Raw genomic sequence first — 24,126 nt, forward strand, 5'->3', positions numbered from 1 at the left:
GATGCAATCGGATGACCGCACCCAGTTCATGCCGCGCCCCGGTGGCCGTGGCCCGCAGCCTGGCGCCCAGGCGCAGCCGGCACCGGCCGCCGCGCCGCTGAACGTACCTGCCGAGCCGCTGGCTCCAGGCCAGGCCGTCGGCCTGAACCCGCTGGAGCAAGCCGCCGGCCCGCTGCTGGCACTGCTTACGCGCCTGCGCAACACCATCGCCCACCCGGCGCCGTCCAGCTTGCGTGCGCAACTGCTGGCCTATCTGCGCCAGTTCGAAGAACGTGCCGAAGCGGGCGGCGTGCCGCGCAACGAAGTGCTGCTGGCGCGCTACGCGCTGTGCACCGCCCTCGACGAAGCGGTGCTCAGCACCCCGTGGGGCAGCGCCAGTGACTGGGGCAAGCAGAGCCTGCTGATTACCGTGCACAACGAAGCCTGGGGCGGCGAAAAGGTCTTCCAGCTGATGGAACACTGCCTGCAAAGCCCGCGCGAGCGCCTGAACCTGCTGGAGCTGCTGTACCTGTGCACCAGCCTCGGTTTCGAAGGCCGCTACCGCGTCATGAACGGCGGCCGCGCCCAGCTTGAAGCCCTGCGCGAGCGCACCGCTGCGGCTATTCGCAACGCCCGTGGCGAGAGCGAGCGTGAGCTGTCGCCGCACTGGCGCGGCGTCACGGTGGCCCGCGATCGGCTGTCGCAGTTCGTCCCGCCGTGGGTGGGGCTGGCTGTGGCCTTGGCGCTGCTGCTGCTGATTCTGTTCGGCCTGCGCATGAAGCTGGCCTCCGACGCGGAACCGGTGTTTCGCGGCATCCATGCGCTGGGCGAAATCCCGGTGCAGGCCATGGACCGCCCGGTGGTGCAGCCCAAGGCCGTGGAGCGTCCGCGCCTGGCGGGTTTCCTGGCCGAAGAGATCAAGGCCGGGCGCGTGGCGGTGGAAGATGCCGTCGACCGTTCGGTGGTGACTATCCGTGGCGACGAGCTGTTCGCCAGCGGCAGCGCCAGCATCAAGGGCGACTTCGAGCCGCTGATGCTGCGCATCGCCGAGGCGGTGGCCAAGGTCAAAGGCAACGTCAAAGTCACCGGCCACAGTGACAACCAGCGCATCGCCACGCTGCGCTTCCCATCCAACTGGGCGTTGTCGCAAGCCCGCGCCGAAGAGGTCCGCAACCTGCTTGCCGCGCGCACCGGCCAGCCGCAGCGGTTTACCGCGCAAGGGCTGAGCGACACCGAGCCGCTGGCGTCCAACGACAGCGCCCAGGGCCGGGCGAAGAATCGCCGGGTTGAAATCACCGTTCTGGCGGAGGGCGTCGAGTGAAGGCGTTTTTCAGTTTTGTCATTCGCTGGGTCATCCCGGTGCTGGGCCTGCTCGCGCTGAGCCTGATCATCTGGTTCGTCGGCCCCTTGCTCGATGCATTGGTACCGGCCACCCCGCGCGTGGTGTTGATCGTATTGCTGTTCTCGGTGTGGATTGCCTACCGCGTATGGCGCATCGTCCAGGCCCGCCAGCAGGCGGCCAAGGTGATGCAGAGCCTGGCCGCAGAGACCCCGCCAGACCCTGCCAGCGTTGCCACCGCCGAAGAACTGGCGACCCTGCGCCAGCGCATGGACGAAGCCCTGGTGCTGCTGAAAAAGGCGCGCCTGGGTGGCGATGAACGGCGCAACCTGTACGAGCTGCCGTGGTACGTGATCATCGGCCCGCCAGGCTCTGGCAAGACCACCGCGCTGGTCAACTCCGGCCTGCACTTCCCGTTGGCGGCGCAACTGGGCGAGGGCGCCATCCGTGGCGTCGGTGGCACCCGCAACTGCGACTGGTGGTTCACCGACGAAGCGGTGCTGCTGGACACCGCAGGCCGCTACACCACCCAGGACAGCCACGCGCAAGTGGACAAAGCCGCCTGGCTGGGCTTCCTTGACCTGCTCAAGAGCCAGCGCTCGCGCCGCCCCATCGACGGTGCGTTCATTGCCATCAGCCTGTCCGACCTGTTGCTGGGCAGCGACGCCGAGCGCGCCGCCCACGCGGCGGCCATTCGCACACGTATCCAGGAACTGTACAGCCAGCTGGGCGTGCGCTTCCCGATCTACCTGATGCTGACCAAGCTCGACCTGGTGCCGGGCTTCATGGAGTTCTTCGACAACCTGAGCAAGGAAGAGCGCGCCCAGGTGTGGGGCATGACCTTCGCCCTGGACGACGGCGAGCACGGCGAGAGCCCGCTGGCGCAGTTTGGCAGCGAATTCGGCCTGCTTGAGCAGCGCCTGAACCAGCGCCTGGTCGAGCGCCTGCAGCAAGAGCGCGACCCGGCGCGGCGCGACCTGGTGTATGGCTTCGTGCAGCAGTTTGCGGCCCTGCGCAGCAACCTTGCGACCTTCCTCGATGGCGTGTTCAAGCCTAACGCCTTCGAGCAACGCGCCCTGCTGCGCGGTGTGTACTTCACCAGCGGCACCCAGGAAGGCAGCCCCATCGACCGCCTGATCGGCAGCATGGCACAGAGCATGGGCCTGGACCGCGCGCACCTGGCGCGCCAGAACGGCACCGGGCGCAGCTATTTCATCGAAAAACTGTTCAGCGCCGTGGCATTTGCCGAGCGCGGGCTGGTTGGCAGCAACCCCAAGGTCGAGCAGCGGCGCAAGTGGATCGCCCGCGGCGCGCTGGCCCTGAGTGTGGCGTTGGTGCTGGTGGTCGGCACGCTATGGACGCTGAGCTACCGCGCCAACCAGCAGTACATCGCTGAAGTCGACAGCCGCTTGAAACCTGTGGGCAAGAGCGTCCAGGAACTCAGCCCGGCGCAGCGCAACGTGGTTGAAGTGCTGCCACTGCTCAATGCCGTGCGTGACCTTGCCAACAACCCGCCCGGTTGGGCCGAGGGCCTTGGCCTGTACCAGGGCGACATGCTCGAAGGCGAGTCGGACAGCGTCTACCGCAAGCTGCTGATTGCCATTTTTGCCCCGCGTCTGGTGACCCGTATCGAGGAGCAACTGTACGCAGGTGGCCCGTCGGACTACCTCTACGAAGGCCTCAAGGCGTACCTGATGCTGGCTGACGGCGAGCACTACGACGCCGACTTCATCAAGGCCTGGATCACCCTCGACTGGGAGCGCAGCCTGCCCCGCGACCTGGCCCCGGACCTGCGCCAGGCCCTGGCCGGGCACCTTGCTGCGCTGCTCGACAAGCGCCCACCGAATGCGCGCCTGGACCAGCGCCTGATCGACGATACCCGCCGCCAGTTGCAGCAGTTGCCCGTGGCCCAGCGTGTGTACGACCGGGTCAAGCGGCAGAAGCTGCCGGTTGCAGTCAACGATTTCCGCGTCAGTGATGCCGCCGGCCGTGATGCCGCGCTGGTGTTCCGCTTCAAGAGCGGCAAGCCGCTGAGCGAGCCACTGCCTGGCCTGTTCACCGTCGAGGGCTACCGCAAGGCGTTCCTCGCCGCCAGCCTTGCGCAAAGCGCAACACTTGCCGAAGAACGTTGGGTGTTGGGCCGCGAGCCTGGCGAGGCGGGCGATGCCAAGCGCCTGGCCGACGACGTGCTGCAACTGTATTACCAGGACTACATCCGCAACTGGGATGCGCTGCTGGCCGACCTCGACTTCGTGCCGATCACCAGCGTCGGCCAGGCTGCCGACATTCTGCGGGTGCTCTCCGGGCCGACTTCGCCCATGAAAAAGATGCTGCAGGCGGTCGCCCACGAAACCAACCTGTCGCAGCCAACCGCGCTGGACAAGGTGCAGGACAAGGCCGAACAGGCCGGCGTCGATCAACTGCGCCAGCGCCTCGGCGGTTTGCTTGGCGATACCCCGCTGCCTGGCGACAACCCGGCTGCGCGCCAGGTAGACCCGGTTACCGCGCACTTTGCCGAAGTCGCCGCCCTGGTTGAAACCGGTGACGGCCAACCGGCGGCCATCGATGCCCTGTTGACCGACATGAACGCGCTGTACGTGCAGGTCAGCGCCATGGTTGGCGCCAGTGGCGATGCGCTGCTGGGCGAGGCGAAAAACCAGGCCCAGGCCGCCGCGCAGCGCGTGGCACTGGGTGCGGCACGCCAGCCCAAGGTGGTGCAAAACCTGGTCAGCTCGGTGCTCGGTTCGACCCATGGCGTGGTCATGGGCGGGGTGCGCAACCAGCTCAACGCCGCCTGGACCAGCGAAGTGGTCAATATCTACCGCCAGTCGCTGAGCGGCCGTTACCCGCTGGTAGCCGGCAGCAGCCGTGACGCCACCCTGGAAGACTTCGGCCAGTTCTTCGGCGTTGGCGGGGTGATGGACAACTACTTCCGCAAGTACCTGCAGCCTTACGTCAACACCTCCACCACGCCGTGGAGCTGGCAGCCGGGTGCTGCGCAGAAGCTTGGGATCAACAGCAACGTGCTGTACACCTTCCAGCGCGCGGCGAGCATTCGGGATGCGTACTTCCGCTCAAGCGGCATGCAGCCGGGTGTGCGTTTCGAGCTCAAGCCGGTGGCGATGGACGCCAGCATTACCCAGTTCCTGCTCGACCTCGACGGCCAGCAAGTCAGCTACGACCATGGCCCGAGCCGCCCGGTGGCCTTGCAGTGGCCCAACCCCAACAGCATTGGCGTGGTGCGCCTGTCGGTGTCGCCACCGCTGGCCAGCGGCCGCTCCGGGCTGACCCTGGAAGGGCCGTGGGCCTGGTTCCGCCTGCTCGACCAGTCGGACCTGGTGGCCGGTGGCTCGCCTGAACGCTTCAACCTGCGCCTGCGCGTAGACGGCGTCAGCGTCTCCTACGAGCTGCGCGCCAGCAGTGCCTTCAACCCGTTCCGCAGCCGAGTGGTCAGCGGTTTCAGCCTGCCGGAGCGCCTGTGAACGACGTCGGCTTCTACGGCAAGCTGGCAAGCCGCGGCGATTTCGTCAGCCGCGGCCTGCCCAATACCTTCATCCAACCCTGGGACCAGTGGCTGGCGGCGGGTATCCAGGCCAGCCAGCAAAGCTTGGGCGAGCGCTGGCTCGAGGCTTATCTGGTGAGCCCGCTATGGCGCTTTGCCTTGGCGCCGGGCGTGTGTGGGCCGGATGCGGTGGTGGGCGTGATGATGCCGAGCATCGACCGCGTCGGGCGGTATTTTCCGCTGACCGTGGCGCAGGTGCTGGGGGCTTGCGAGTCGCTGGCCAGTGCTGTGGTTGGGGCGGATGAGTGGTTCGAGGGGGTTGAGGAGGCGTTGTTGGCCACCCTTGAGCCTGATGCTGCTTTTGAGCGCTTTGAGGCTGCCTTGCAGCCGTATCGCGGGGCAAGCCCGCTCCCACGGGGTGCTTGCGGGCACCTGTTGCCGGCGACCACGCCTTCGGAGCGTGCGCAGGCGTTGGCCGAGTGCGCCTGCGCGGGCATGAGCCTGTGGTGGGGCAGGGGGTCGGAGCGTATCGCCCCAGGGTTGCTGCGCTGCGCAGGGTTACCGCGCAGTGACGACTTTGGCGGGTTTCTTTTGGGTAGCGAGGCACAGTTCGGATGACCGCATTGCAATACCAGGCGGCCAGTTACAGCCATGTCGGCATGGTCCGCAAGATCAACGAAGACGCCTGCCTGGAGCACACCTGGGAAGGCCTGTGGGCGGTGGCCGACGGGATGGGCGGGCATGCGGCTGGCGATTACGTCAGCAGCCTGGTGATGGACAGCCTGCGCAACCTGCCATTGTTCGAAACCCTCGATACCTTCGCGCAAGCGGTGTGCAACAGCCTGGAGCAGGTCAACGTCAAAGTGCGTGAAGAAACCGCACGGCGCGGCGTGGCGATGATGGGCAGCACCGTGGTGGTGCTGGTTGCCCATGGTAACCGCGGCATCGGCCTGTGGGCCGGTGACAGCCGCCTGTACCGCCTGCGTGAGGGGCGCATCGAGCGCCTGTCGCATGACCACAGTTACGTCCAGGAGCTACAGGACAGCGGCCTGCTCAACGAGGCCGAAGCCCGCGTGCACCCACGCGGCAACATCGTCACCCGCGCCATTGGCGTCGAGGACCATTTGCAACTGCAACAGGTGCACCTTGAAGTGCAGGCCGGCGACAGTTACCTGTTGTGCAGCGACGGCCTTAACAAAACGGCCGAAGACCATGAAATAGCCGACGTGCTCGGCCACGCCGACCCCTATCAGGTGGTGCGCAGCCTGGTCCATCTGGGCCTGACCCGTGGCGCCCCCGACAACATTACCGCCGTGGTCGTGAAGGCGAATTGAAGACAATGAACATGCACATCCCCGGATTCGACATCGACAGCGAGATTGGCCAAGGCGCCATGGCCAGCGTGTACCTGGCCACCCAGCGCTCGCTGGAGCGCAAGGTCGCGCTGAAGGTGATGGCGGCAAGCCTTGCCGCCGACCCGACCTTCTGCGAGCGGTTTTTGCGCGAGGGGCGCACCCTGGCGAGGCTGGCGCACCCGAACATCGCCACTATCCATGACATCGGCAACGTCGATGAGCTGTACTACATGGCCATGGAGTTCTTGCCCAACGGCACGCTCAAAGAGCGTATCGCTAGCGGGCTGACGCCGCAGCAGGGGCTGGTGTATGTGCGCCAGATCGCCCAGGCCCTGGGCTATGCCCACGCCCAGGGCCTGGTGCACCGCGACGTGAAACCGGCCAACATCCTGTTCCGCGCCGATGGCACGGCGGTGCTCTCGGACTTCGGCATCGCCAAGTCGCTGGACGACCGCACGCAGTTCACCCAGGCCGGTTTCGCCGTGGGCACGCCGAGCTACATGAGCCCCGAACAGGCCCGTGGCCTGGACATCGACGGCCGCGCCGACCTGTATGCACTGGGCGTTGTGCTGTACGAGATTCTGGTCGGCAAGCTGCCTTACAACGGCAACGACGCGCTGTCGACGGCGCTGGCGCACCTCACCGAGCCATTGCCGGAACTGCCAATCGAGCATGGCCGCTACCAGGACATCCTGCGCGGGCTGCTGGCCAAGGACCCCAACGAGCGCTTCGCCGACGCCGCGGCCTTGCTGGCCGCGCTCGACCGTCTGCCGGCGCAGGACACCGAGACCACGGTGATCCAGCCGCTGCCGCTCCCCGCAGTTGCCAGCCCCACGCTTGGCGGGCTGACCCCGGTGTCCATCGATATCCCCAAGGCGGCGCCCACGCCTGCGCCAAACCTGGCCAAGCAGCCGCCACCTGCCGCCGCCAAGCCCGCCGCAAGCAAGCCGCAGCCTTCCAAGTCGGGCTCCAGCAAGCCGGCCAAGGCCGTGCTGGCGGTAGCCATCGCTGCCGCACTGGGCCTGGGTGCGACGTTCTTCTGGCTGCTGGGCGGCGACGACGAGCCCGCCGCGCAACCCCCGGTGACGCAAGCCCAAGCCCCGCTCGAGCCTGCCGCAACCCCGCCAATGGCCGCCAGCGAAGACGGCCGCCCGCTGTTGATGCCAGGCAAGAAAACCCTGTTCCAGCGCGTGCTGAGCAAGCCCGACGCGCAACTGGTCGCCCAGCCCGGCGATGCCACGGGCGAGAAGCTGCCGGCGTTCTCGGTGCTCTACGTTTACCAGCGCAAAGAGGTCGACGGCCAGCCGTGGGTGCAGGTCGGTGCCTCCAGCGATGGTCAGCGCGATGGCTGGCTGCAAGCGGCGCAAACCAGCGACTGGAAGCAGAGCCTGGTGCTCAAGCTCACCGAACGCTCTGGGCGTTCGCCGGTGATGTTCCTGCGCCAGCCCGATGACGTGCAGCGCCTGTTGGACAACACCAGCCAGGCCCGCGACAGCCTGCTCAAGGCGCAGAACAGCCCCGACAAGGTGCCCCAGGTGCTGGCCCTGGAGCCTGCTGCCAGCGCCGTGCCGCAGAACCAGTTCTACCTGATGCCGATTTTCGACTACCGCGAAAGCTTCGACGCCGACGGCCAGCCGGTGCAGTTGCTCAACATCGCCTCCATCGACCCCGGCGCCAATGCCCGCGCAGCAGCCCCCAAAACGGTTGCGGCGGCTGACAATGGTTTCCGCACCGGCATCGTGCTGGTGGTCGATACCTCGGTGTCGATGCAGCCCTACATCGACCGCGTGCGCCAGGTGGTCAGCGAACTGCAGCAGCAACTCGCCGCCCGTGGCGAGCTGGACAGCGTCAGCTTTGGCCTGGTGGGCTTTCGCAACAGCGTCAAGCGCACCCCTGGCCTTGAATACCTGAGCAAGACTTTGGTCAGCCTGGAACAGGGCCGCGACCCGGCGCGCTTCCTCAAGGCAGCGGCGCAGGTCAAGGCCACCAACGTGTCCAGCCACTCATTCAACGAAGATGCCTTTGCCGGCGTGATGCAGGCCGTGCAAGGCATGGACTGGAGCGGCTACGGCGGGCGCCTGATCCTGCTGGTCAGCGATGCCGGCGCGTTGCGCAAGAACGACCCGTTCAGCAGCACGCAAATGAACGAGGCCGAAGTGCGCCAGGCGGCGCTGAGCAAGCAGATCAAGATCTACGCCCTGCACCTGCGCACCCCGGCCGGGGTGAAGAACCACGGCGCTGCCGAAAGCCAGTACCGCGTACTCACCGCCGACAGCAACCCGCAGATCGGCGACCTGTACGTGGGCGTGCCGGGCGGCGAAGTGGGCGTGTTTGGCGACCGCGTGCGCGAAATCGGCTCGACCTTCGCCGAGCTGGTGCACCAGGTGCGTAGCCAGCAGGCCCAGGCGGCGCCGGTGCTCACTTCGGGGGCGAACCTGGCGGCCAAGTCCCAGGCCATCGGTTATGCCATGCACATGGACTTCCTCGGCCGCAACGGCGCCAGCCAGGCCCCGCAACTGGTCAGCGCCTGGACCGCTGACCGCGACCTGACCAACCCGGCGCTGCCGACCTTGCAGGTGTGCGTGATGCTGACCAAGCTGCAGCTCAACGACCTGCAGCAGTCGCTGAAGCTGATCGTCGATGCCGCGCGCAAGACGCGCAGTTCGCCGGGCGACTTCTTCAATGAAATTGCCAGCGCCAGTGCCTACATGAGCCGCGACCCGGCGGCCTTGAGCAAGGGCGCCAACCTGGCACAGGGCGGCGTGCTGGGCGAATACCTCGAAGGCCTGCCGTACCGCAGCAAGTCGCTGAGCATGACCCAGGACTTGTGGCTGTCGCTGTCGGTGGCCGAGCAGGAGGACTTCATCGACGAGCTGGATTCGAAGATCCGCCTGTACGAGACCTTCCACAACGACATGGCCAACTGGGTGCGCTTCGGCAAGGCCGAGCCTGGCGACGCCCTGTACCGTGTGCCGCTGTCGACGCTGCCGTGATGATCAGCCTGAGCGGCGTGCACAAGACGCGCGGGCAGGGCGCCCAGCGTTACAGCCTGCGCATCGGCCAGTTGCAGTTGCAGCCCGGCGCGCGCGTGGCGCTGGTCGGGCCAAGCGGCTGTGGCAAGAGCACGCTGCTCGACCTGCTGGCGCTGGTGCTGGCACCCGATGGCGCCGAGGGCTTTGCCTTGGGCGGTGAAGACATCGCCGCACTGTGGCGCCGCCGTGCGCTGGACCGCCTGGCAGCGCTGCGCAGCCGCCATCTGGGCTATGTGCTGCAGGCCGGTGGGCTGCTCGGGTTTCTGGATGTGCGCGGCAATATTCGCCTGCCGCGCCAGTTGCTCGGGCTTGCCGATGACGGCAGCGTCGAGCGCCTGGCCGAGGCGCTGGATGTGCTCGACCAACTGGCCAAGAAACCCGCCGCGTTGTCCCTGGGCCAACGCCAGCGGGTCAGCTGTGCCCGCGCCCTGGCCCACGCCCCGGCGCTGCTGCTGGCCGACGAGCCCACCGCAGCGCTGGACCCGGTGAATGCCGAGCGCGTCATGCAGCTGTTGCTGCGAGAGGCCGAACAGCGCCAAGTCACCTGTGTGGTGGCCACCCATGACGAAACGCTTGCGCGCAATGCCGGGCTCAAGGTGCTGCGCATCGCCTGCCGGCGTGATGCCGACGGCGGCGTCACCGCCACCTTGGAGCAGGCCGCCTGATGCGCCCGCTGCTGATCGCCAGCCTGGCCTGGCAGGACTACCGCGCCGAGGCACGCCTGTCGGCCTGTGGCGTGCTGGCGCTGGTGGCGGTAATCGCCCCGTTGCTGGTGCTGTTCGGCCTGAAGTTCGGGCTGGTCGGCAGCCTTACCGAGCGGCTGCAACGTGACCCTGGCGTGCGCGAGATCATTCCCTTGGGCGGCGGGCGCTTCAACGCCGAGTTTATCCACAGCCTGGCGCAGCGTGCGGACGTCGCCTTTGCCATCCCACGCACCCGGCAGATCGCGGCCACTGCCGAGCTGCTGATGCCGCTGCAAGGGCGCGGGGTCACGGTGGAGATGTTGCCGACTGCCGGCGGCGACCCGCTGCTGGGCCGCGTTGCGCCGCCGCAGGGCTTGCAGGATGTGGTGCTGAGCTTCACCGCCGCTGAAAAACTCGGGGCCCGCGCCGGCGATCAGTTGCAAGCCAGCTTCAGCCGCCAGCAGGCCGGCCAGGTGCAATGGCGCCAGACCCGATTGCAGGTCACGGCCGTGTTGCCGCTGGCGGCGTTCGAGCGCGATGCACTGTTTGCCCCGTTAGCGCTGCTTGAAGCGGTGGAAGACTATCGCGATGGCCGTGGCGTGGCGGCGCTGGGCTGGGCCGGCGACGAGCCGGGCAACGCGGCGCAGCGGGTGTACCCGGCGTTTCGTCTGTACGCCCGTGGCCTGGACGATGTCGAGCCGCTGCGTGAGCTGTTTGCCGAGCGTAAGCTGCTGGTGTCGACCCAGGCTGCACAGATTGCCCAGGTGCAATCGCTGAGCCGTAACCTCGACCTGGTGTTCTGGATCATCGCAAGCCTTGCGGTGGCGGGCGCCGTGGCGGCGATTGGCGCAGGCGCGGTGGCGGCGGTGGAACGCAAGCAGCGTGAGCTTGCGGTGCTGCGCCTGCTGGGCTTTGGCAGCGCCGCGTTGCTGCTGTTCGTGATGCTCCAGGCCCTGTACAGCGGCGTGATCGCTGCGGCAGTGGCCGGGCTGCTGTACCTGTTGGCCGAACACGGCCTGAACCGGCTTTTCATGCAGGTGCCCGGCGAGTACGCCAGCCGCCTGTTACCCCTGCACTACCTCGTTGCGCTGGCTGCCGTGCTGCTGGCCAGCAGCGCCGCCGCTGCCCTCGGTGGCTGGCGGGTTTCGCGCATCGATGCTGCCCAAGGAATTCGTGATGTCTGACTACCGTCTCAAGGCTGCGGCCTTGATCTTCACAGCGCTGGGCCTTGCGGCCTGTTCACCGGCCGATGGCGACGACCAGGGCAAGGCCACGGGCGCGCAAGCCGCCGGGCAGCCGGTCGATGCGGCCAAGCTGGATAACCCCAAGCCGTTGCCGGGCGACGTCAGCCTGCCGCTGCCGTGCGGCGGCGAGCTGGTGCTGCGCAGCGTCTATGTGCTGGCCCAGGGCAGCCTGGATGACCGCGAGGTGCACCTGGGCTACCCGTTCAGCGAAGGCGAGGCGGGCTACAAACAGTCGTTCATTTCCGGCTACCGGCGCGACTTCATCAACGGCCAGTTCAGCCTGCAGGACCTGGCGCCGCAGTGGCAGAAAGCCGTAGCGCCGACCTTGCCGAAGATCGATAAGGGCGGGCCGCTCAAGCCAATGATGTACTTCATCGGCAAGTATGAGGTGACTGCGCGCCAGTACGCCCAAGTGATGGCCCAGGCGCAGTCGCTGGCCAGTGGCGAGGCACCGCCTGAGTGCAAGGCCGACACCACCGCTGCCGGGCGCCTGCCCAAGGTCAAGCTGTCGCGCTTCGAGGCCGAGCGTTTTGCGGCGGTGTACAGCGCCTGGCTGCTCAAGCACCACCGCGATGTGCTGCCGGTCAGCGGCCGTGGCAGCAAGGCCGAGGATGGCGGTATCGGCTTTGTGCGCCTGCCCACCGAGGTGGAATGGGAATTCGCGGCCCGTGGCGGCTCGCAGGTCAGCCGCCTGGAGCTGGAAGGGCGGCTGTTCCCGCGCAAGGTCGAAGGTGCCGACAGCGAAGGCCCGCTGGCCGACTGGGCGGTGTTCAACCAGGTGGCAGGCGGCACCGGCCAGGCTGCGCGGCTTATGCCCATCGGCACCAAGCTGCCCAACCCGCTGGGCCTGTTCGATGTGATCGGCAACGCCGCCGAGATGGTCCAGGAATCGTTCCAGCTGGTTAATGCCGGGCGTTTGCAGGGCGCTTACGGCGGCTTCGTGGTCAAGGGCGGTAACTACCTGGAAGGCGAGGGCACCTTGTTCACCGGCATGCGCCGCGAATACCCGCTGTTTGGCGCCGATGGCACCGAGCAACGTAACGAAACCACCGGGTTCCGCGTGGCCATTGGCGCGCTGTCGGCGCCGCGCTCGCGTTATGACGAGCTGTTCACCCAGTGGCAGAAAGAAGGCCGCCTGGCTGGGCTGACCGATGATATCGACGCAGCCCAGGACCCGACCAAGCGCCTGGACAGCATCATTGCCGCCACGACCGACCCGCGCCAGCAGGCCGAGCTGGGTGTGGTCAACGAAGAGCTCAAGCGCAATGTGTCGCTGATCGCCCGCCAGCGTGAAGAGGCCGCTGGCAACTTGATCCAGTCCGCCGCACTGATGGGCGAGACCATCAACAACTACAACATTCGCCTGACCAACCTGCGCGCCACCCAGGCCAAGGCCGAGGCCGCTGGCGACCAGGCCAGCGCGCGCATGTATGGTGCTGCAATTGCCAACGGCCGTGCGGCACTAGACGGCGCCGTGGCGATCTACATCGACAACCTTGCCAGCGGCACGCGCTACACCGATGCGGTGATTCAGGCGCAGTTCCAGCGGGTCAAGGAAGAGCTGAACCGCAAGCCGGTGTTGGGCAACAGCCTGGTCACCCGCGCGACCCTGTTCGTTCGCCACGTCGGGGAGTACCGCCAGAACCGGCGGGCCGATCCGGCGACGATCCTCAAGGAGCTGCTGGCATCGGCCGCTCCGCGACCTTAAGGACTGCTTCAGTTGAAAGGAATCCCGGGCGGCATGACGCCCCCGGACACCGACAAAACCCAAGAGAGAACCTGACCATGTCCACCCGTAAACCTTTGATCAACGCCACCCACGCCCGCACCGCGCTGCTGCTGGCTGCAGGTTTCAGCACCGTGCTGCTGGGCGGTTGCGCCAGTTCCCCGGCCTCCAAAGTAGGCGCGACCACCAAGGTCGAGTACTACCCAACCTGCTACGAGCCGGTGAAGCACCTGCGTGCAACCGATGGTGACATGACCCGTTCGGTCGCCACTGGCGCGGTGATGGGCGCGCTGGGCGGAGCCCTGGCCGGTGCCTTGGTCGATGACGAGAAGCGTGGCCGCAACGCTGCCATCGGCGCTGCCGGTGGTGCCCTGGTTGGCGGCGCTGCCGGTTACTACACCGAGCGTCAGAAGCAGATCAGCGATGACAAGCAGCGTATCGCCTCGTACGCCACCGACATCGACAAGAGCGCCGCCGACATGGACCGCACCACGGCTTACGCCAAGTCGTCGCAGTCCTGCTACCAGCGTGAATTCACCAGCCTGATCGATGGCCGCAAGGCTGGGCGCATCAACGATGGCGAAGGCCGCAAGCGCCTGGCCGAGATCGTCTCGGGCCTGCAGGAATCGAACAAGCTGCTGGCGGCGGTCAACGGCCGTGTCGGTGAAGATCTCAACAACTACACCCAGGCCTACGAGCAGGACCTCAAGCAGGTTGGCGTGCAGCGTACCGAAGTGGTTGCCGTAGCCGAGCCGCCGAAAGTGGCGACCACCGGCAAGAAGAAAAAGGGCAACCAGAAAGTGCAGCCGGCCAAGGTCAACAAGAACGTGCCGCAAGAAGCAGTCGCCACCGAGAAGACCCTGCAAAAAGCCACCACCAAGCAGGCTGAAGCGCAGCAAGTAGCCAAGGCCGGTACCGACCAGGTCAATGGCATGTGCCGCAACCCGGACATGGGTGACTGGGCTCCGGTGCCTTGCCCTAACGTTTGATGTAAATGGGGGCGTTCTGCGCCCCGTTCGCGACAAAAGGCCGCCCCGCAACGGGCGGCCTTGCATTGGCGTAGCAACCTGCAGAAGGACCTCATCGCGTGACAGATCTTCTGGTCAACTCCCTGGCCAACAGTTCGCAATTCCTCGCCCGCCAGCGTATCCAGGCGCGGATCAACCTGCCGCAGCTGTTCGCCGCCATCGATGCCGACCCGCGTATCGTCGGTGCCGGCGTGGTGTATATCGATGCTGAGTTCAACGTCATTACCCTGCGTGAATTCCAGCCCATCTGCAGCATCCGCCCCAAGCGGGTGATCCTGCGCGAAATCAAGAAGTACCAGACCCCCGACCAGTACACCCAGCAATTGCAGACCAACCCTCGCGAGTCGAAGGTGGTGAAGGAGGCGGTGAATACCACCTTGTCCTGTGCAGGCGCGGTCATTGGTTGGTTCGTGGTTTTCAGCGGCACCATCGCCGCCCCATTTTCGGCCGGTACCAGCCTGGTACTGACCTACGTCGGTGGCGCAGCAGCCACCGCCAGCAGCATCCAGTGCGGCATCGGCCTGATGCGCACGGTACGTGAAGTGACCAACCCGGCCGCCAACGACGCGCTGGACAGCAACCAGTGGTACCAGAATGCCTCGCTGGTGCTCGATGGTGTGTCGCTGTTAGGTGTCGGCGCTTCGGGCCTGACCACCCTGAAGTACCTGCAGGTGCACAAGGCATCGACCGGCCGCAGTTGGCTGGAGCTGACCAAAAGCCTCAGCCGGCAGCAGCGCAAGTCGCTCACCGATGAGTTGCTGTCGATCAAGCACCCGACCCTGACTGCCAAGCAGCTCAAGTTGGAGCAGGCAGCCGGTAACTTGACCAAGCGCTATACCCCGACCGAGATCAGCCACGCCACTAAAACCCTGATGCGCGACTCGCTCGGCGCTACGTTCGGTTTTGCTGGCAGCGGTACGGTGCAGAGTATTGCCGTGGGGCTGTACGAGGAGTTCGAATGATGGGGGGCGGGGAATTCCAGGCGTTCATGCGGGTTTACTTCCCAACGTTCCTGCTGGGTTTTTTCACCTGTTTGATGTCGGTGGCGTTGTCGCTGGTGGTGTGGATCGATGAGCACTGGCTGCACCACCCCGATAACGCCACCTATACCCTGCTGTTCAGCACTGCTCTCACGATTCCGCTATGCCTTGGGCATTTCGCCATGGTCCGTGGCTGGAGGTGGGCCATGTGGGCTGTTTTACCTGTACCGGCCGTGACCTTGCTGATTGCCCTGAGCCTGTTCGGCAGTGGCCTGCCGGCGCTGCTGCTGGCGATCATGCTGGCACTGCCGTTGCTGGCGCTGCTGATCTTCAACAGCCAGCGGCACCGCGAAATGCGCCGCCGGCTGGTGGAACTGCGCCAGCAACGCTGAAGGCCGGGAAGGCCCCCTTGAACCTGTAAAGAAACACCCCTGTGACTGCATTCATGCCCAACTCTTTGGGCAATACCGCAATACCTGGCCCGCCAACTTCAGGATGCCACGGGCGGTGTACTGGGCCTGGCCGGTAGACGCCTGGTGCGTGGGCGGGCGTGGGGGGCGTGGATCGTGGCGGCGATGTGCGTGGCTTGCCTGGTGCTGGTGATTGGCACCTACGGGCAGCGGCCGCACCTGTTTCTGTTCAGCGCGAGCGTGGCCTTTGCGTTGGGGGCGCTGTTGTTGCTGAACAGCCGGCGCTACCGCGAAATGCGCGAGGTGCTGGCGCAGCAGCGCCAGCTCCGGCGTGCGCAAAAGCTAAAGCGACGCGACCTCGTGTAGGAGCGGCCTTGTGTCGCGAAAGGGGTGCGAAGCGCCCCCAGGGAATGTGCATCAAGCGGATATCGCCTGGGCCGCAAGGCGGCCCTTTCGCGACACAAGGCCGCTCCTACACTGACCGCGTGACCGCACAGCCACACCCGCAAGATCCAGCATCACTTCCACTCGGCCCATTCCCACAGGCTGGCCATAATTCTTTCCAGGCAGCCCATCCGTCGTCCAGGTGGGTATAGTGTTGATAGTTTGTGCTTGGTGGTTATACTAACCACCGCGACGCACGACCCAGGGAAAGGGTTCATGAACAGCCGCGAAATGATTTCGGTGATCGAGGCCGATGGTTGGTACCTGGTGCGTTCGAAGTGCAGCCATCATCACTTCAGACACCCCAACAAGCCCGGGCTGGTGACCATCCCGCACCCGAAAAAGGACCTGCTCGCTGCTACCGCAGCCAGCATCCTTCGCCAGGCGCGCATCGGTTACGCCAGTTAAGCAGGAGAACCCTCGTCATGTTGTTTCCCATCGCCATTCTTGCCGGTGACGCCCAGCACGCCTGGGGCGTCGAGGTGCCGGATATTCCAGGCTGCTTTTCGGCAGGCGAAGACCTGGACCACGTCATGGCCATGGCCCGCGAAGCCATCGAGGGCCACTTGGAATTGCTTGCCGAGAGCCAGCAGGAGATCCCCAAGGCCAGCACGGTAACTGCCCATGCAGCCAACCCCGCCTATAGCGGCTGCACGTGGGCGGTCATCGAAATCGACATCACCCGCTACCTGGGCAAGGCTGAAAAACTCAATATCACCCTGCCGGCCTACTTGCTCACCCGCATCGACAGTTATGTGCAGAACCATCCACAGCACAAAAGCCGCTCGGGCTTTTTGGCCGAGGCGGCGCTGAAGGTTCTGCAGGGCGGCTGCAAGTAAGGTTGCGGCGTGGAGCCTGGTCAGGCCTTGCCGGTGATCTTGCGGTACTTGGCCATCAGCTCGTCCTGGGTTTCCGGGTGCGCTTCATCCAGCGGGATGCAGTCGACCGGGCAGACTTGCTGGCACTGAGGCTCGTCGTAGTGCCCCACGCACTGGGTGCACAGGTTGGGGTCGATCACGTAGATCTCTTCGCCCTGGGAGATGGCGGCGTTCGGGCACTCGGGTTCGCAGACGTCGCAGTTGATGCAATCGTCGGTGATGATCAGGGACATGGAGACTCCGGCCGGGGCGTCGGGCCCGGGCATGTTTCAAGGCAATGTGCGCAATTGTGCCGTATTCGCGCGCGCAGTGCACGCAGGCGCGGCTGTGACGCCGCGCCGCGCCTGGCAATGGTTACTTGCGAAAGCGCTCGGTCAGCGCATCGGCCACTGCCGGGTGCACGAACTTGGTGATGTCGCCGCCCAGCGCTGCAATTTCTCGTACCAAGGTGGACGAAATGAACGAATAGCGCTCGGACGGGGTGAGGAACAGGCTCTCGACGTCCGGGGCCAACTGGCGATTCATGTTGGCCAGCTGGAATTCGTATTCGAAGTCGGACACCGCGCGCAGGCCGCGCAGGAACACATTGGCGTTCTTTTCCTTGGCAAAATGCGCCAGCAGCGAGGAAAAGCCGATGACTTCGACGTTGGGCAGGTGCTTGGTGACCTCGCGTGCCAGCTCGACCCGTTGTTCCAGTGGGAACAGCGGGTTCTTCTTGGGGCTGGCCGCCACGGCGATGATCACGTGATCAAACAGCCGCGAGGCGCGCTCTACCAGGTCGCCATGACCTTTGGTAATAGGGTCGAAAGTACCCGGGTACAACACTCGGTTCATCGCGTCTTCCTGGCTGGAGTGCGTTGGGGACTCGGATGGTAGCGCAGCGATTGCGCTCGGCCAAGTCGTGCGGCCGGCTGATGGCACTATAGACAGCACGGCCATTGGCTGTCATGTGCCGTGTGTCATGCCTGCCGAGACTGCACCAGTCAGCGGATGAACAGCCTGTAAACCAGGCGCAGCAGGGCTTTGCCATACGGCGGATAAATCAGCCGGGCGACGTTCAGGCGTTGTTTGCTCAGCACTGCCTTGGCCTTGCTGAAGGTGTGGAAACCTTCCCTGCCATGGTAATGGCCCATGCCCGACGGCCCGACACCGCCGAATGGCAGGTCGTCCTGGGCCACGTGCAGCAAGGTGTCGTTGATGCACACCCCGCCCGAATGGGTATCGCGCAGCACCCGCGCCTGCGCCGCGCGGTCGTAGCCGAAGTAGTAGAGCGCCAGTGGGCGAGGGCGTTGGTTGATATAGGCCAGCGCATCATCCAGGTGGTCATAGGGCACCAACGGCAACAGCGGCCCGAAGATTTCTTCCTGCATGACCCGCATCTGCTCGTTTACCCCGCGCAGCACGTGCGGCGGCAGGCGCCGGCCCTGGCGCACTTCGTCGGGGTACAGGTCAATGACCTCGGCGCCTTGGGCGCGGGCGTCGTCCAGCAGTTGCTCCAGCCGCTGCAACTGGCGCGGGTTGATGATCGCGCTGTAATCGGTGTTGCCGGCAATGCGTGGGTACAGGCGGTGCACGGCGGCGCGGTAGGCCTCGGCGAAGGGGCCCAGGCGCTCGCGCGGGACCAGCACGTAGTCTGGTGCTACGCAGGTTTGCCCGGCGTTGAGCGTCTTGCCGAAGGCGATGCGCTCGGCGGCGGTGTCCAGCGGCACGTCCGCCGAGACGATGGCAGGCGACTTGCCGCCCAGCTCCAGCGTGACCGGGGTGAGGTTGTGAGCAGCGGCCAGCATGACCTGGCGGCCAACCCCGGTGGCGCCGGTGAACAGCACATGATCGAACGGCAGGCGGGCGAAGGCTTGGCCCACTTCGACCTCACCGAGCACCACGCACACCAGCTCTTGCGGGAACACCCGGCCAAGCAAGGCCTTGAGCGCCTGGCCGGTGGCGGGGGTGGCTTCGCTGAGCTTGAGCATCACCCGGTTGCCCGCCGCCAGCGCGCAGGTCAGCGGGCCAATGGCCAGAAACAGCGGGTAGTTCCACGGCACGATGATGCCGACCACGCCCAATGGCTGGTAGACCACCTGGGCGCTGGCCGGCTGAAACGCCAGGCCCACGCGCCGGCGCGACGGCCGCATCCAGCGTTGCAGGTGGCGTTCGGCGTGGCGCAGGCCCTGCACCGAGGGCAGCAGTTCGGCCAGCAGGGTTTCGTCTGCGCTGCGCCCTTCGAAGTCGGCGTCGATGGCGTCGATCAGCGCCTGTTGCTCGTGCACCAGGGCGCTACGCAGGCTTTTCAGCCACTGCTTGCGCTGGGCAGCAGGCGGCATCGGGTGTTCGGCAAATGCCTGGCGCTGGCGTGCGAACGCCGCCTGCAGGTCAAGGTCGGGGGATATAGAGGCGGTGGCGGTGGTCGAACTCATGACGCGGGCAGCCAGGCAGAAGGTCGCTAGAGCCTATACTCTAATGCGCTGCTGCAAGAGTGCTTTTTCTGCCACAACTGCAGCCATTTGCGCGCCGCTCACCTGGCCCACCGCGGCATCAGCCATTAATTTATCGGAGATTGTCATGCCCCTCGCGCAACTGATCACCCCACAGCAGCTAGCTGAGCGTCTGGAAGCCCCGGGTATGGTGATCCTCGATTGTCGCTTTGCCTTGGAAGACATCGACTACGGCCAGCGTAGCTATGCGCTGGGCCATATTGCCGGTGCGCATTTCGCCGACCTTGAGCGTGACCTGAGCGGGCCGGTGATCAAGGGCCAGAGCGGCCGCCACCCGTTGCCCGACCCCCAGCACGTGGCCCAGCGCCTGCGCGAATGGGGGGTGGATAACGACAGCCAAGTGGTGCTGTATGACGACGGCCCCGGCGCATTCGCGGCCCGCGCCTGGTGGTTGCTGGCCTGGCTTGGCAAGCGCGATGCGGTGTTCATCCTCGATGGCGGGCTCAAGGCCTGGCATGCGGCGGGGCTGCCGTTGAGCCTGGACCCGCCGCCGCGCCGTGAAGGTATGTTCAGCGGCGAGCCGGACATGGGCCTGCTGATCGATGCCGCAGATCTTGCCAGGCGCCTGAACGACCCTGAGATGACCTTGCTGGATGCCCGCGCGCTGCCGCGTTTTCGTGGCGAAGTGGAGCCGATCGACCCGGTGGCTGGGCATATTCCGGGCGCGCAGTGTGCGGCATTTACCGAAAACCTTGGGCCGGATGGGCGCTTCCTCTCGCCTGAGCTACTGCGCCAGCGTTTCGCCGAGAAGCTTCAAGGCCGGGCCCCCGAACGGTTGGTGGCCTATTGCGGTTCGGGGGTAACGGCCTGCCACAACCTGTTTGCGCTGGCGCTGGCCGGGTATCCGTTGGCTCGGCTGTATGCCGGGTCCTGGAGTGAGTGGATCAACGACCCCCGGCATCCGGTGGCCAAGGGCGACTGACGGGCACGCGGCGCATCGCGGGGGCAAGCCCGCTCCCACAGGGTCTGGGTCAACCCACAATATCGAGGCTGGACACATTCACTGTGGGAGATTCTATGGTTTTGTACAAGCCTGTTCCCGCCAGACATACCCTGGTGGCGAGCGGGCTTGCCCCGCGTTGGGCTGCGCCGCAGCCCCTTGGGTTTTCAGGGCTGCTGCGCAGCCCAACGCGGGACAAGCCCGCTCGCCACAACTCTCTATCATTTCCCACAGGATTGGGTTCGACCAGCAAGGTTGCGGTTGAACATGGCCTCTGTGGGAGCTGGCGACAGCCTGCGATGAGGCCGGAACAGGCCTGCACCTAACTGCGCTCCCCCAAAACGCCAACCCCGCGATGGGCAGCAGGTGGTGCGCTATTGCCCCTCGATCAACCACTGCGGAATGCGCCGCTCAAGGTAATAGCCCGGCTGGCGCAGGCTGCCTTCGACAAAGCCCACATGACCCCCGCGCGGGTGAAGCTCAAGTTGCGTCAGTGCGGCCAGTTCGCCAGGCTCGGGCAGGCTGTGGTTGAACACGAACGGGTCATCGCTGGACTGGATGATCAGCGTCGGGGTGCGATTCTCGCCCAGATAATAGCGGCTTGAGGCATGCCGATAGTATTCGTCGGCGTCCTTGAACCCGTTGAGCGGCGCGGTCACCTTGCCGTCAAAGTCCCAGAAGGTGCGCAGGTTGCGCAGCGAGCCCAGGCGCTCGATTTCGGCCAGCCGCTCGTGGTGGCCGTTATCACGAAAATGCTGCTGCTTGCCCTGCACATAGGCCAGCATCTCGCGCATGAAATGCGCCTGGTACACCTTGGAGAAGCCCAGCCCAATGCGGTCTGCACACTGGTCGAGGCGAAACGGCACGGAAACCGCCACCGCGGCCTGCAACTGGCTGTCCGCGCCACTTTCGCCCAGATATTTGAGCAGCACATTGCCCCCTAGCGAGTACCCCACCGCATAAAGCGGCGCCAGAGGGCGCTGGGCACGCAGGTGGCGGATGGTTTCGGCCAAATCTCCGCTGGCGCCTGAGTGGTAGCTGCGCGCCAGCAGGTTGGGCTCACCCGAGCAGCCGCGCCAGTTCACTGCCACGCTGGCCCAGCCGCGTGCCTGCAATGCCAGCTGCAAGCCTTTTACATAGTGCGATGAGGACGACCCGGTCAGCCCGTGCAGCACCAGCACCAAGGGCGCGTCGGCCTGGTGCGGGCCGTAGCTGTCGAGGTCGAGAAAATCGCCATCGGCCAGCCACAGGCGCTCGCGGCTGCGCTCAAGCGCGGGCAGCTTGCGCCAGAGCGGGCCCCACAGGGTCTGCAGGTGCGGGTTGGACAGGCCGATGGCCGGGTGGAAGGTGGCGCTGTGACTGGGCATTCTTTGCGGCTCATGATGTGCCTGCCTAGAGTGCCATGAAACAGCGCCGGGTTGCCTGTGTCACTGCTCGTCGGCAGGTACTGGCGGCAGCGGTTTCTGGTCGGCAGCAGGGCCGACACTCACCTCGATGCTCATGTTGATATCGAGGTTGGCCTGCAAGGCTTCGCGCACCTGTTCAGGCGTGAGTGCGGCGAGGCGCGGCAGGTAGGTCGACAGATAGTCGTCGGGCAGCTGCTTGTAACCCATTTCGCCCAGCAGCGCGGCCAATCGCCGGTTCTGCGCGACGTTGCGCAGCATCGGGCCGGTCAGTTGCCGGTGAGCCGCCAGCAGCTCAGCGGCGGTAGGGCCTTGCTCGATGAAATCCTGCACGGTTTGCCGAACCAGTTGCAGCGAGGCATCGACGAATTCGGCAGCCACTTCCCAGCGCACCATGAACAGCCCGCCTACCCGCAACGGGTTCAGCGCCGAGCTGATGTCGTAGGTCAAACCGCGTTGCTGTCGCAGCGCCTGCATCAGCCTGGAGTTGAGGCCGCTGCCGAGTACCTCGTTGGCCAGAATCAGGTTCAGTTGCGCGGGGGCATCTGCGGGCACAGCCATGGGCAGGGCCAAGGCCATTACATTGCTGGCGCCGGGCTGCTCGATGTGGATGCGGCCAGGCGACGGGGTCGGCAACGGTGGCAGTTCGGCGGCTGCCCAGCCTTGGGGCAAGGCCTGGCTGAGCTGCTGGGTAATCCGCTCGGCATCCTCGCGGGACAGATCGCCCACCAGCGAGATCTCAAGGTTGTTTGCCGAGTAGGCTTTGCCATGGAAAGCCTTGAGGTCGTCGGTGGTAATGGCCGCAATGCCTTGCTCCGAACTGCCCTCGGGGGTGCCGTAGGGATGGCCCGCGAACAGGTGCCGATAGACTTCGGCGGTGGCCCTGATCGGTGGGAATTTTTCTAGCCCGGCCCGTTGCCCGAGCAATTGGGCTTTGACCTTCTCCAGGCCCGTGGCCGGGAAGTCGGGGCGCGCCACCAGGTCGGTGAACAGCGCGAGAGCGGGGTCGAGCACTTCCTTGGCGCTCAGCGTGCGCAGGGTCAAGGTGCTGTATTCCAGGCGTGAGCTTTTCTCGAATAGCGCCCCCAGCGATTCCAGGCGCTCGGCAAATTCGCTGGCGCTCTTGCCTGCACTGCCTTCATCGAGGTTGTACAGGGTCAAGGCGGCGAGCCCGGGGTAATCGGTGTCCTGGGTGGTGCCGGCCTTGAACACCAACTGCACATCCACCATGGGCAACCCGTGCGACTCTATGAACCGAACCCGTGCTCCGCTTTCGTCGGTCCAGGATTGAATTTCGGTATTGATGAGCGTTGGTTCATCAAGTACCAGGCCTTGCGCGCTGAGCAGCCGGGTGGTGGTTTGGTTGGGCAACAGGGTATCAGTCATCGCGGCGTTCCTCGGTTTGCAGGAAGGTGATGGTTTGCAGGTCTTCGCGCAAGAACTGCGCCGCGGCCTCCTTGACATGCTCAAGCGTGACGGCCTTCAGCGCTTGTGCATCGTTATCCATAAGCAGCGGGTCAAGCCCGCCAACGGCGAACTCGCCGATAGCTGCAGCCTGATTGGCGATGTTGTCGCGGCCGAATACCTGGCGGGCAAGCAACCGCGCCCGGGCGCGCTCCAGCTCAGCTTGCGTCGGGCCTGCCCGGCCAGTTTGCCCAACTCGGCAAAAATGCGTTCTGCAGCCTCTTGCTGAGAGCCTTTACTGGGGTTGTTGTAGGCAAAAATACTGAACAGCGTGTCGCCGCGGCTGAGGGAGGCGTATTTGCAGCTCATGTTCAGCAGGATGGTTTCATCATTGATCAGCAAGCGCCGCAGGCGCGCACCGTAGCCGTCGCAGAGCAGGTCAGGCAGAAGGCTTAATGCCAGCGCCTGTTCCGTGCTGCTTGCAGTTGCCCGGCTTGGGACATTGAAACTCATCAGCACGCCGTCGCGCAGGCCTGGCTTGGAGACGGTTTGAGTACGCTTGGCGAGCACTGCGTCCTGTCGGGGCTGCGCAGCGGCGGGCAGCTCGGCTTGCGCAATGTCTGCAAAATGTCGCTCGACCATGGCCTGCAGTTGCTCCAGGCCAATGCTCCCGGCAACTGCCAGCGTTGCGTTGTTTGGGTGGTACCAGGTCTGCTTCCAATCGCGTGTGGTCGCGGACGTCAACTGTTCCAGGTCTGCCCGATGGCCGATTACAGGGCTGGCGTACGGGCTGCTGCCGTGGGCGAGTGCTTCATGGGCCTCGATCGCGCTCGCCAGTGGGTTATTGTCGACGTTCTTGCGCCGTTCGCTCAGGACGATATCGCGCTCACGGGTAAAGGGCGCCTCCTCGAAACTGGCGCTGGCCATGGCATCGGCCATGGCTTCCAGAGGAATTTCCACGCGGTGGCTGGGCACCGTCAGTGGGTAGACGGTGGCATCTACGGTAGTGAAAGCGTTTGGCTCGCCGCCAATGAGGATCATCAGCGAGGTGTACTCGCCCGGCGCCAGTTTGCTGCTGCCCTCGAACATCAAGTGTTCCAGGGCGTGGGACAGGCCCGATTGGCCAGCTGGTTCGTAGCTTGCGCCGACGTGGTACCACAGCTGGATACTGACCAACGGGGCGCGGCGGTCCTCGCGCAGGTACACACGCAGGCCGTTCGCCAACGTGAAGTGCTGCAAGGTGGAAGGAGGGTTAGGCATGACAAAAGTGGCTCCTTTGGGGGAGCG

General features: G+C 65.5%; 22 protein-coding genes. 15 read left to right on the forward strand and 7 right to left on the reverse strand.

What is annotated here, in order from left to right:
• The first annotated feature begins 1 nt into the window (after nucleotide 1).
• The 14 genes from HU720_RS07855 to HU720_RS07920 all read left to right on the forward strand — a co-directional run bounded on the left by HU720_RS07855 (nucleotide 2) and on the right by HU720_RS07920 (nucleotide 16,561).
• Entirely contained in the window at nucleotides 2-1,300 is a 1,299-nt protein-coding gene (locus HU720_RS07855; RefSeq protein ID WP_186518849.1) for a DotU family type VI secretion system protein, read from the forward strand.
• Nucleotides 1,297-4,800, forward strand: a complete 3,504-nt coding sequence (gene tssM, locus HU720_RS07860; protein ID WP_186518851.1) for a type VI secretion system membrane subunit TssM — start codon at nucleotides 1,297-1,299, stop codon at nucleotides 4,798-4,800. The genes HU720_RS07855 and tssM overlap by 4 nt, the downstream gene beginning before the upstream one ends.
• On the forward strand, nucleotides 4,797-5,438 hold the full coding sequence (gene tagF, locus HU720_RS07865; protein WP_186518853.1) for a type VI secretion system-associated protein TagF: 642 nt from the start codon (nucleotides 4,797-4,799) through the stop codon (nucleotides 5,436-5,438). The genes tssM and tagF overlap by 4 nt, the downstream gene beginning before the upstream one ends.
• Nucleotides 5,435-6,154: a protein phosphatase 2C domain-containing protein gene (locus tag HU720_RS07870; RefSeq protein WP_186518855.1), complete on the forward strand. Its 720-nt coding sequence runs from the start codon at nucleotides 5,435-5,437 to the stop codon at nucleotides 6,152-6,154. The genes tagF and HU720_RS07870 overlap by 4 nt, the downstream gene beginning before the upstream one ends.
• A gap of 5 nt (nucleotides 6,155-6,159) precedes the next feature.
• The gene (locus HU720_RS07875; protein ID WP_186518857.1) at nucleotides 6,160-9,168 is read left to right on the forward strand and encodes a serine/threonine-protein kinase; all 3,009 of its coding nucleotides are present in this window, start codon (nucleotides 6,160-6,162) and stop codon (nucleotides 9,166-9,168) included.
• On the forward strand, nucleotides 9,168-9,872 hold the full coding sequence (locus tag HU720_RS07880; RefSeq protein WP_186518940.1) for an ATP-binding cassette domain-containing protein: 705 nt from the start codon (nucleotides 9,168-9,170) through the stop codon (nucleotides 9,870-9,872). The genes HU720_RS07875 and HU720_RS07880 overlap by 1 nt, the downstream gene beginning before the upstream one ends.
• Entirely contained in the window at nucleotides 9,872-11,074 is a 1,203-nt protein-coding gene (locus HU720_RS07885) for an FtsX-like permease family protein (protein WP_186518859.1), read from the forward strand. Before HU720_RS07880 ends, HU720_RS07885 begins: the two co-directional genes overlap by 1 nt.
• Nucleotides 11,067-12,842 (forward strand): SUMF1/EgtB/PvdO family nonheme iron enzyme, encoded by a 1,776-nt coding sequence (locus HU720_RS07890; protein ID WP_186518861.1) that lies wholly within the window; start codon nucleotides 11,067-11,069, stop codon nucleotides 12,840-12,842. The genes HU720_RS07885 and HU720_RS07890 overlap by 8 nt, the downstream gene beginning before the upstream one ends.
• A 77-nt stretch (nucleotides 12,843-12,919) precedes the next feature.
• Nucleotides 12,920-13,849 (forward strand): type VI secretion system-associated lipoprotein TagQ, encoded by a 930-nt coding sequence (gene tagQ / locus HU720_RS07895; RefSeq protein WP_186518863.1) that lies wholly within the window; start codon nucleotides 12,920-12,922, stop codon nucleotides 13,847-13,849.
• A 98-nt stretch (nucleotides 13,850-13,947) separates the two neighbouring features.
• Nucleotides 13,948-14,850, forward strand: a complete 903-nt coding sequence (locus HU720_RS07900; protein ID WP_186518865.1) for an NAD synthetase — start codon at nucleotides 13,948-13,950, stop codon at nucleotides 14,848-14,850.
• Nucleotides 14,847-15,260, forward strand: coding sequence for a hypothetical protein (locus HU720_RS07905; protein WP_186518867.1), 414 nt, complete (start codon nucleotides 14,847-14,849; stop codon nucleotides 15,258-15,260). Before HU720_RS07900 ends, HU720_RS07905 begins: the two co-directional genes overlap by 4 nt.
• Before the next feature lie 174 nt (nucleotides 15,261-15,434).
• Complete coding sequence (locus HU720_RS07910; RefSeq protein ID WP_186518869.1) at nucleotides 15,435-15,644, forward strand: hypothetical protein; 210 nt, start codon at nucleotides 15,435-15,437, stop codon at nucleotides 15,642-15,644.
• Nucleotides 15,645-15,938: 294 nt separating this feature from the next.
• On the forward strand, nucleotides 15,939-16,130 hold the full coding sequence (locus HU720_RS07915; protein WP_186518870.1) for a type II toxin-antitoxin system HicA family toxin: 192 nt from the start codon (nucleotides 15,939-15,941) through the stop codon (nucleotides 16,128-16,130).
• Between the two features lie 17 nt (nucleotides 16,131-16,147).
• Nucleotides 16,148-16,561 carry a type II toxin-antitoxin system HicB family antitoxin gene (locus HU720_RS07920; RefSeq protein WP_186518872.1) on the forward strand — a complete coding sequence of 138 codons (414 nt, stop codon included), beginning with the start codon at nucleotides 16,148-16,150 and terminating at the stop codon, nucleotides 16,559-16,561.
• A gap of 20 nt (nucleotides 16,562-16,581) precedes the next feature.
• Here HU720_RS07920 and HU720_RS07925 read toward each other — a convergent pair whose 3' ends face one another.
• From HU720_RS07925 to HU720_RS07935, 3 genes are all read right to left on the reverse strand, one after another.
• Nucleotides 16,582-16,833, reverse strand: coding sequence for a YfhL family 4Fe-4S dicluster ferredoxin (locus HU720_RS07925; protein WP_186518874.1), 252 nt, complete (start codon nucleotides 16,831-16,833; stop codon nucleotides 16,582-16,584).
• A gap of 121 nt (nucleotides 16,834-16,954) precedes the next feature.
• On the reverse strand, nucleotides 16,955-17,434 hold the full coding sequence (gene coaD, locus HU720_RS07930) for a pantetheine-phosphate adenylyltransferase (RefSeq protein ID WP_186518876.1): 480 nt from the start codon (nucleotides 17,432-17,434) through the stop codon (nucleotides 16,955-16,957).
• 149 nt (nucleotides 17,435-17,583) lie between these two features.
• Nucleotides 17,584-19,014 carry a coniferyl aldehyde dehydrogenase gene (locus tag HU720_RS07935; RefSeq protein ID WP_186518878.1) on the reverse strand — a complete coding sequence of 477 codons (1,431 nt, stop codon included), beginning with the start codon at nucleotides 19,012-19,014 and terminating at the stop codon, nucleotides 17,584-17,586.
• A 145-nt stretch (nucleotides 19,015-19,159) separates the two neighbouring features.
• Between HU720_RS07935 and HU720_RS07940 the strand changes: the two genes are divergently transcribed.
• Complete coding sequence (locus HU720_RS07940) at nucleotides 19,160-20,014, forward strand: sulfurtransferase (RefSeq protein WP_186518880.1); 855 nt, start codon at nucleotides 19,160-19,162, stop codon at nucleotides 20,012-20,014.
• 392 nt (nucleotides 20,015-20,406) lie between these two features.
• On the opposite strand, the gene HU720_RS07945 is transcribed toward HU720_RS07940, so the two are convergent.
• The 4 genes from HU720_RS07945 to HU720_RS07955 are packed head-to-tail and all read right to left on the reverse strand — an operon-like array spanning nucleotide 20,407 to nucleotide 24,099.
• Nucleotides 20,407-21,399, reverse strand: a complete 993-nt coding sequence (locus tag HU720_RS07945; RefSeq protein WP_186518882.1) for a hydrolase — start codon at nucleotides 21,397-21,399, stop codon at nucleotides 20,407-20,409.
• Between the two features lie 60 nt (nucleotides 21,400-21,459).
• The gene (locus HU720_RS07950) at nucleotides 21,460-22,821 is read right to left on the reverse strand and encodes a pitrilysin family protein (protein WP_186518884.1); all 1,362 of its coding nucleotides are present in this window, start codon (nucleotides 22,819-22,821) and stop codon (nucleotides 21,460-21,462) included.
• Nucleotides 22,814-22,942: a hypothetical protein gene (locus HU720_RS24600; protein ID WP_346656564.1), complete on the reverse strand. Its 129-nt coding sequence runs from the start codon at nucleotides 22,940-22,942 to the stop codon at nucleotides 22,814-22,816. The genes HU720_RS07950 and HU720_RS24600 overlap by 8 nt, the downstream gene beginning before the upstream one ends.
• Complete coding sequence (locus HU720_RS07955) at nucleotides 22,918-24,099, reverse strand: insulinase family protein (protein WP_346656565.1); 1,182 nt, start codon at nucleotides 24,097-24,099, stop codon at nucleotides 22,918-22,920. The genes HU720_RS24600 and HU720_RS07955 overlap by 25 nt, the downstream gene beginning before the upstream one ends.
• Between the last annotated feature and the right edge of the window lie 27 nt (nucleotides 24,100-24,126).

It is taken from the genome of Pseudomonas sp. SWRI51 (assembly GCF_014268825.1).
In the GTDB taxonomy this organism is placed as follows: domain Bacteria; phylum Pseudomonadota; class Gammaproteobacteria; order Pseudomonadales; family Pseudomonadaceae; genus Aquipseudomonas; species Aquipseudomonas farsensis.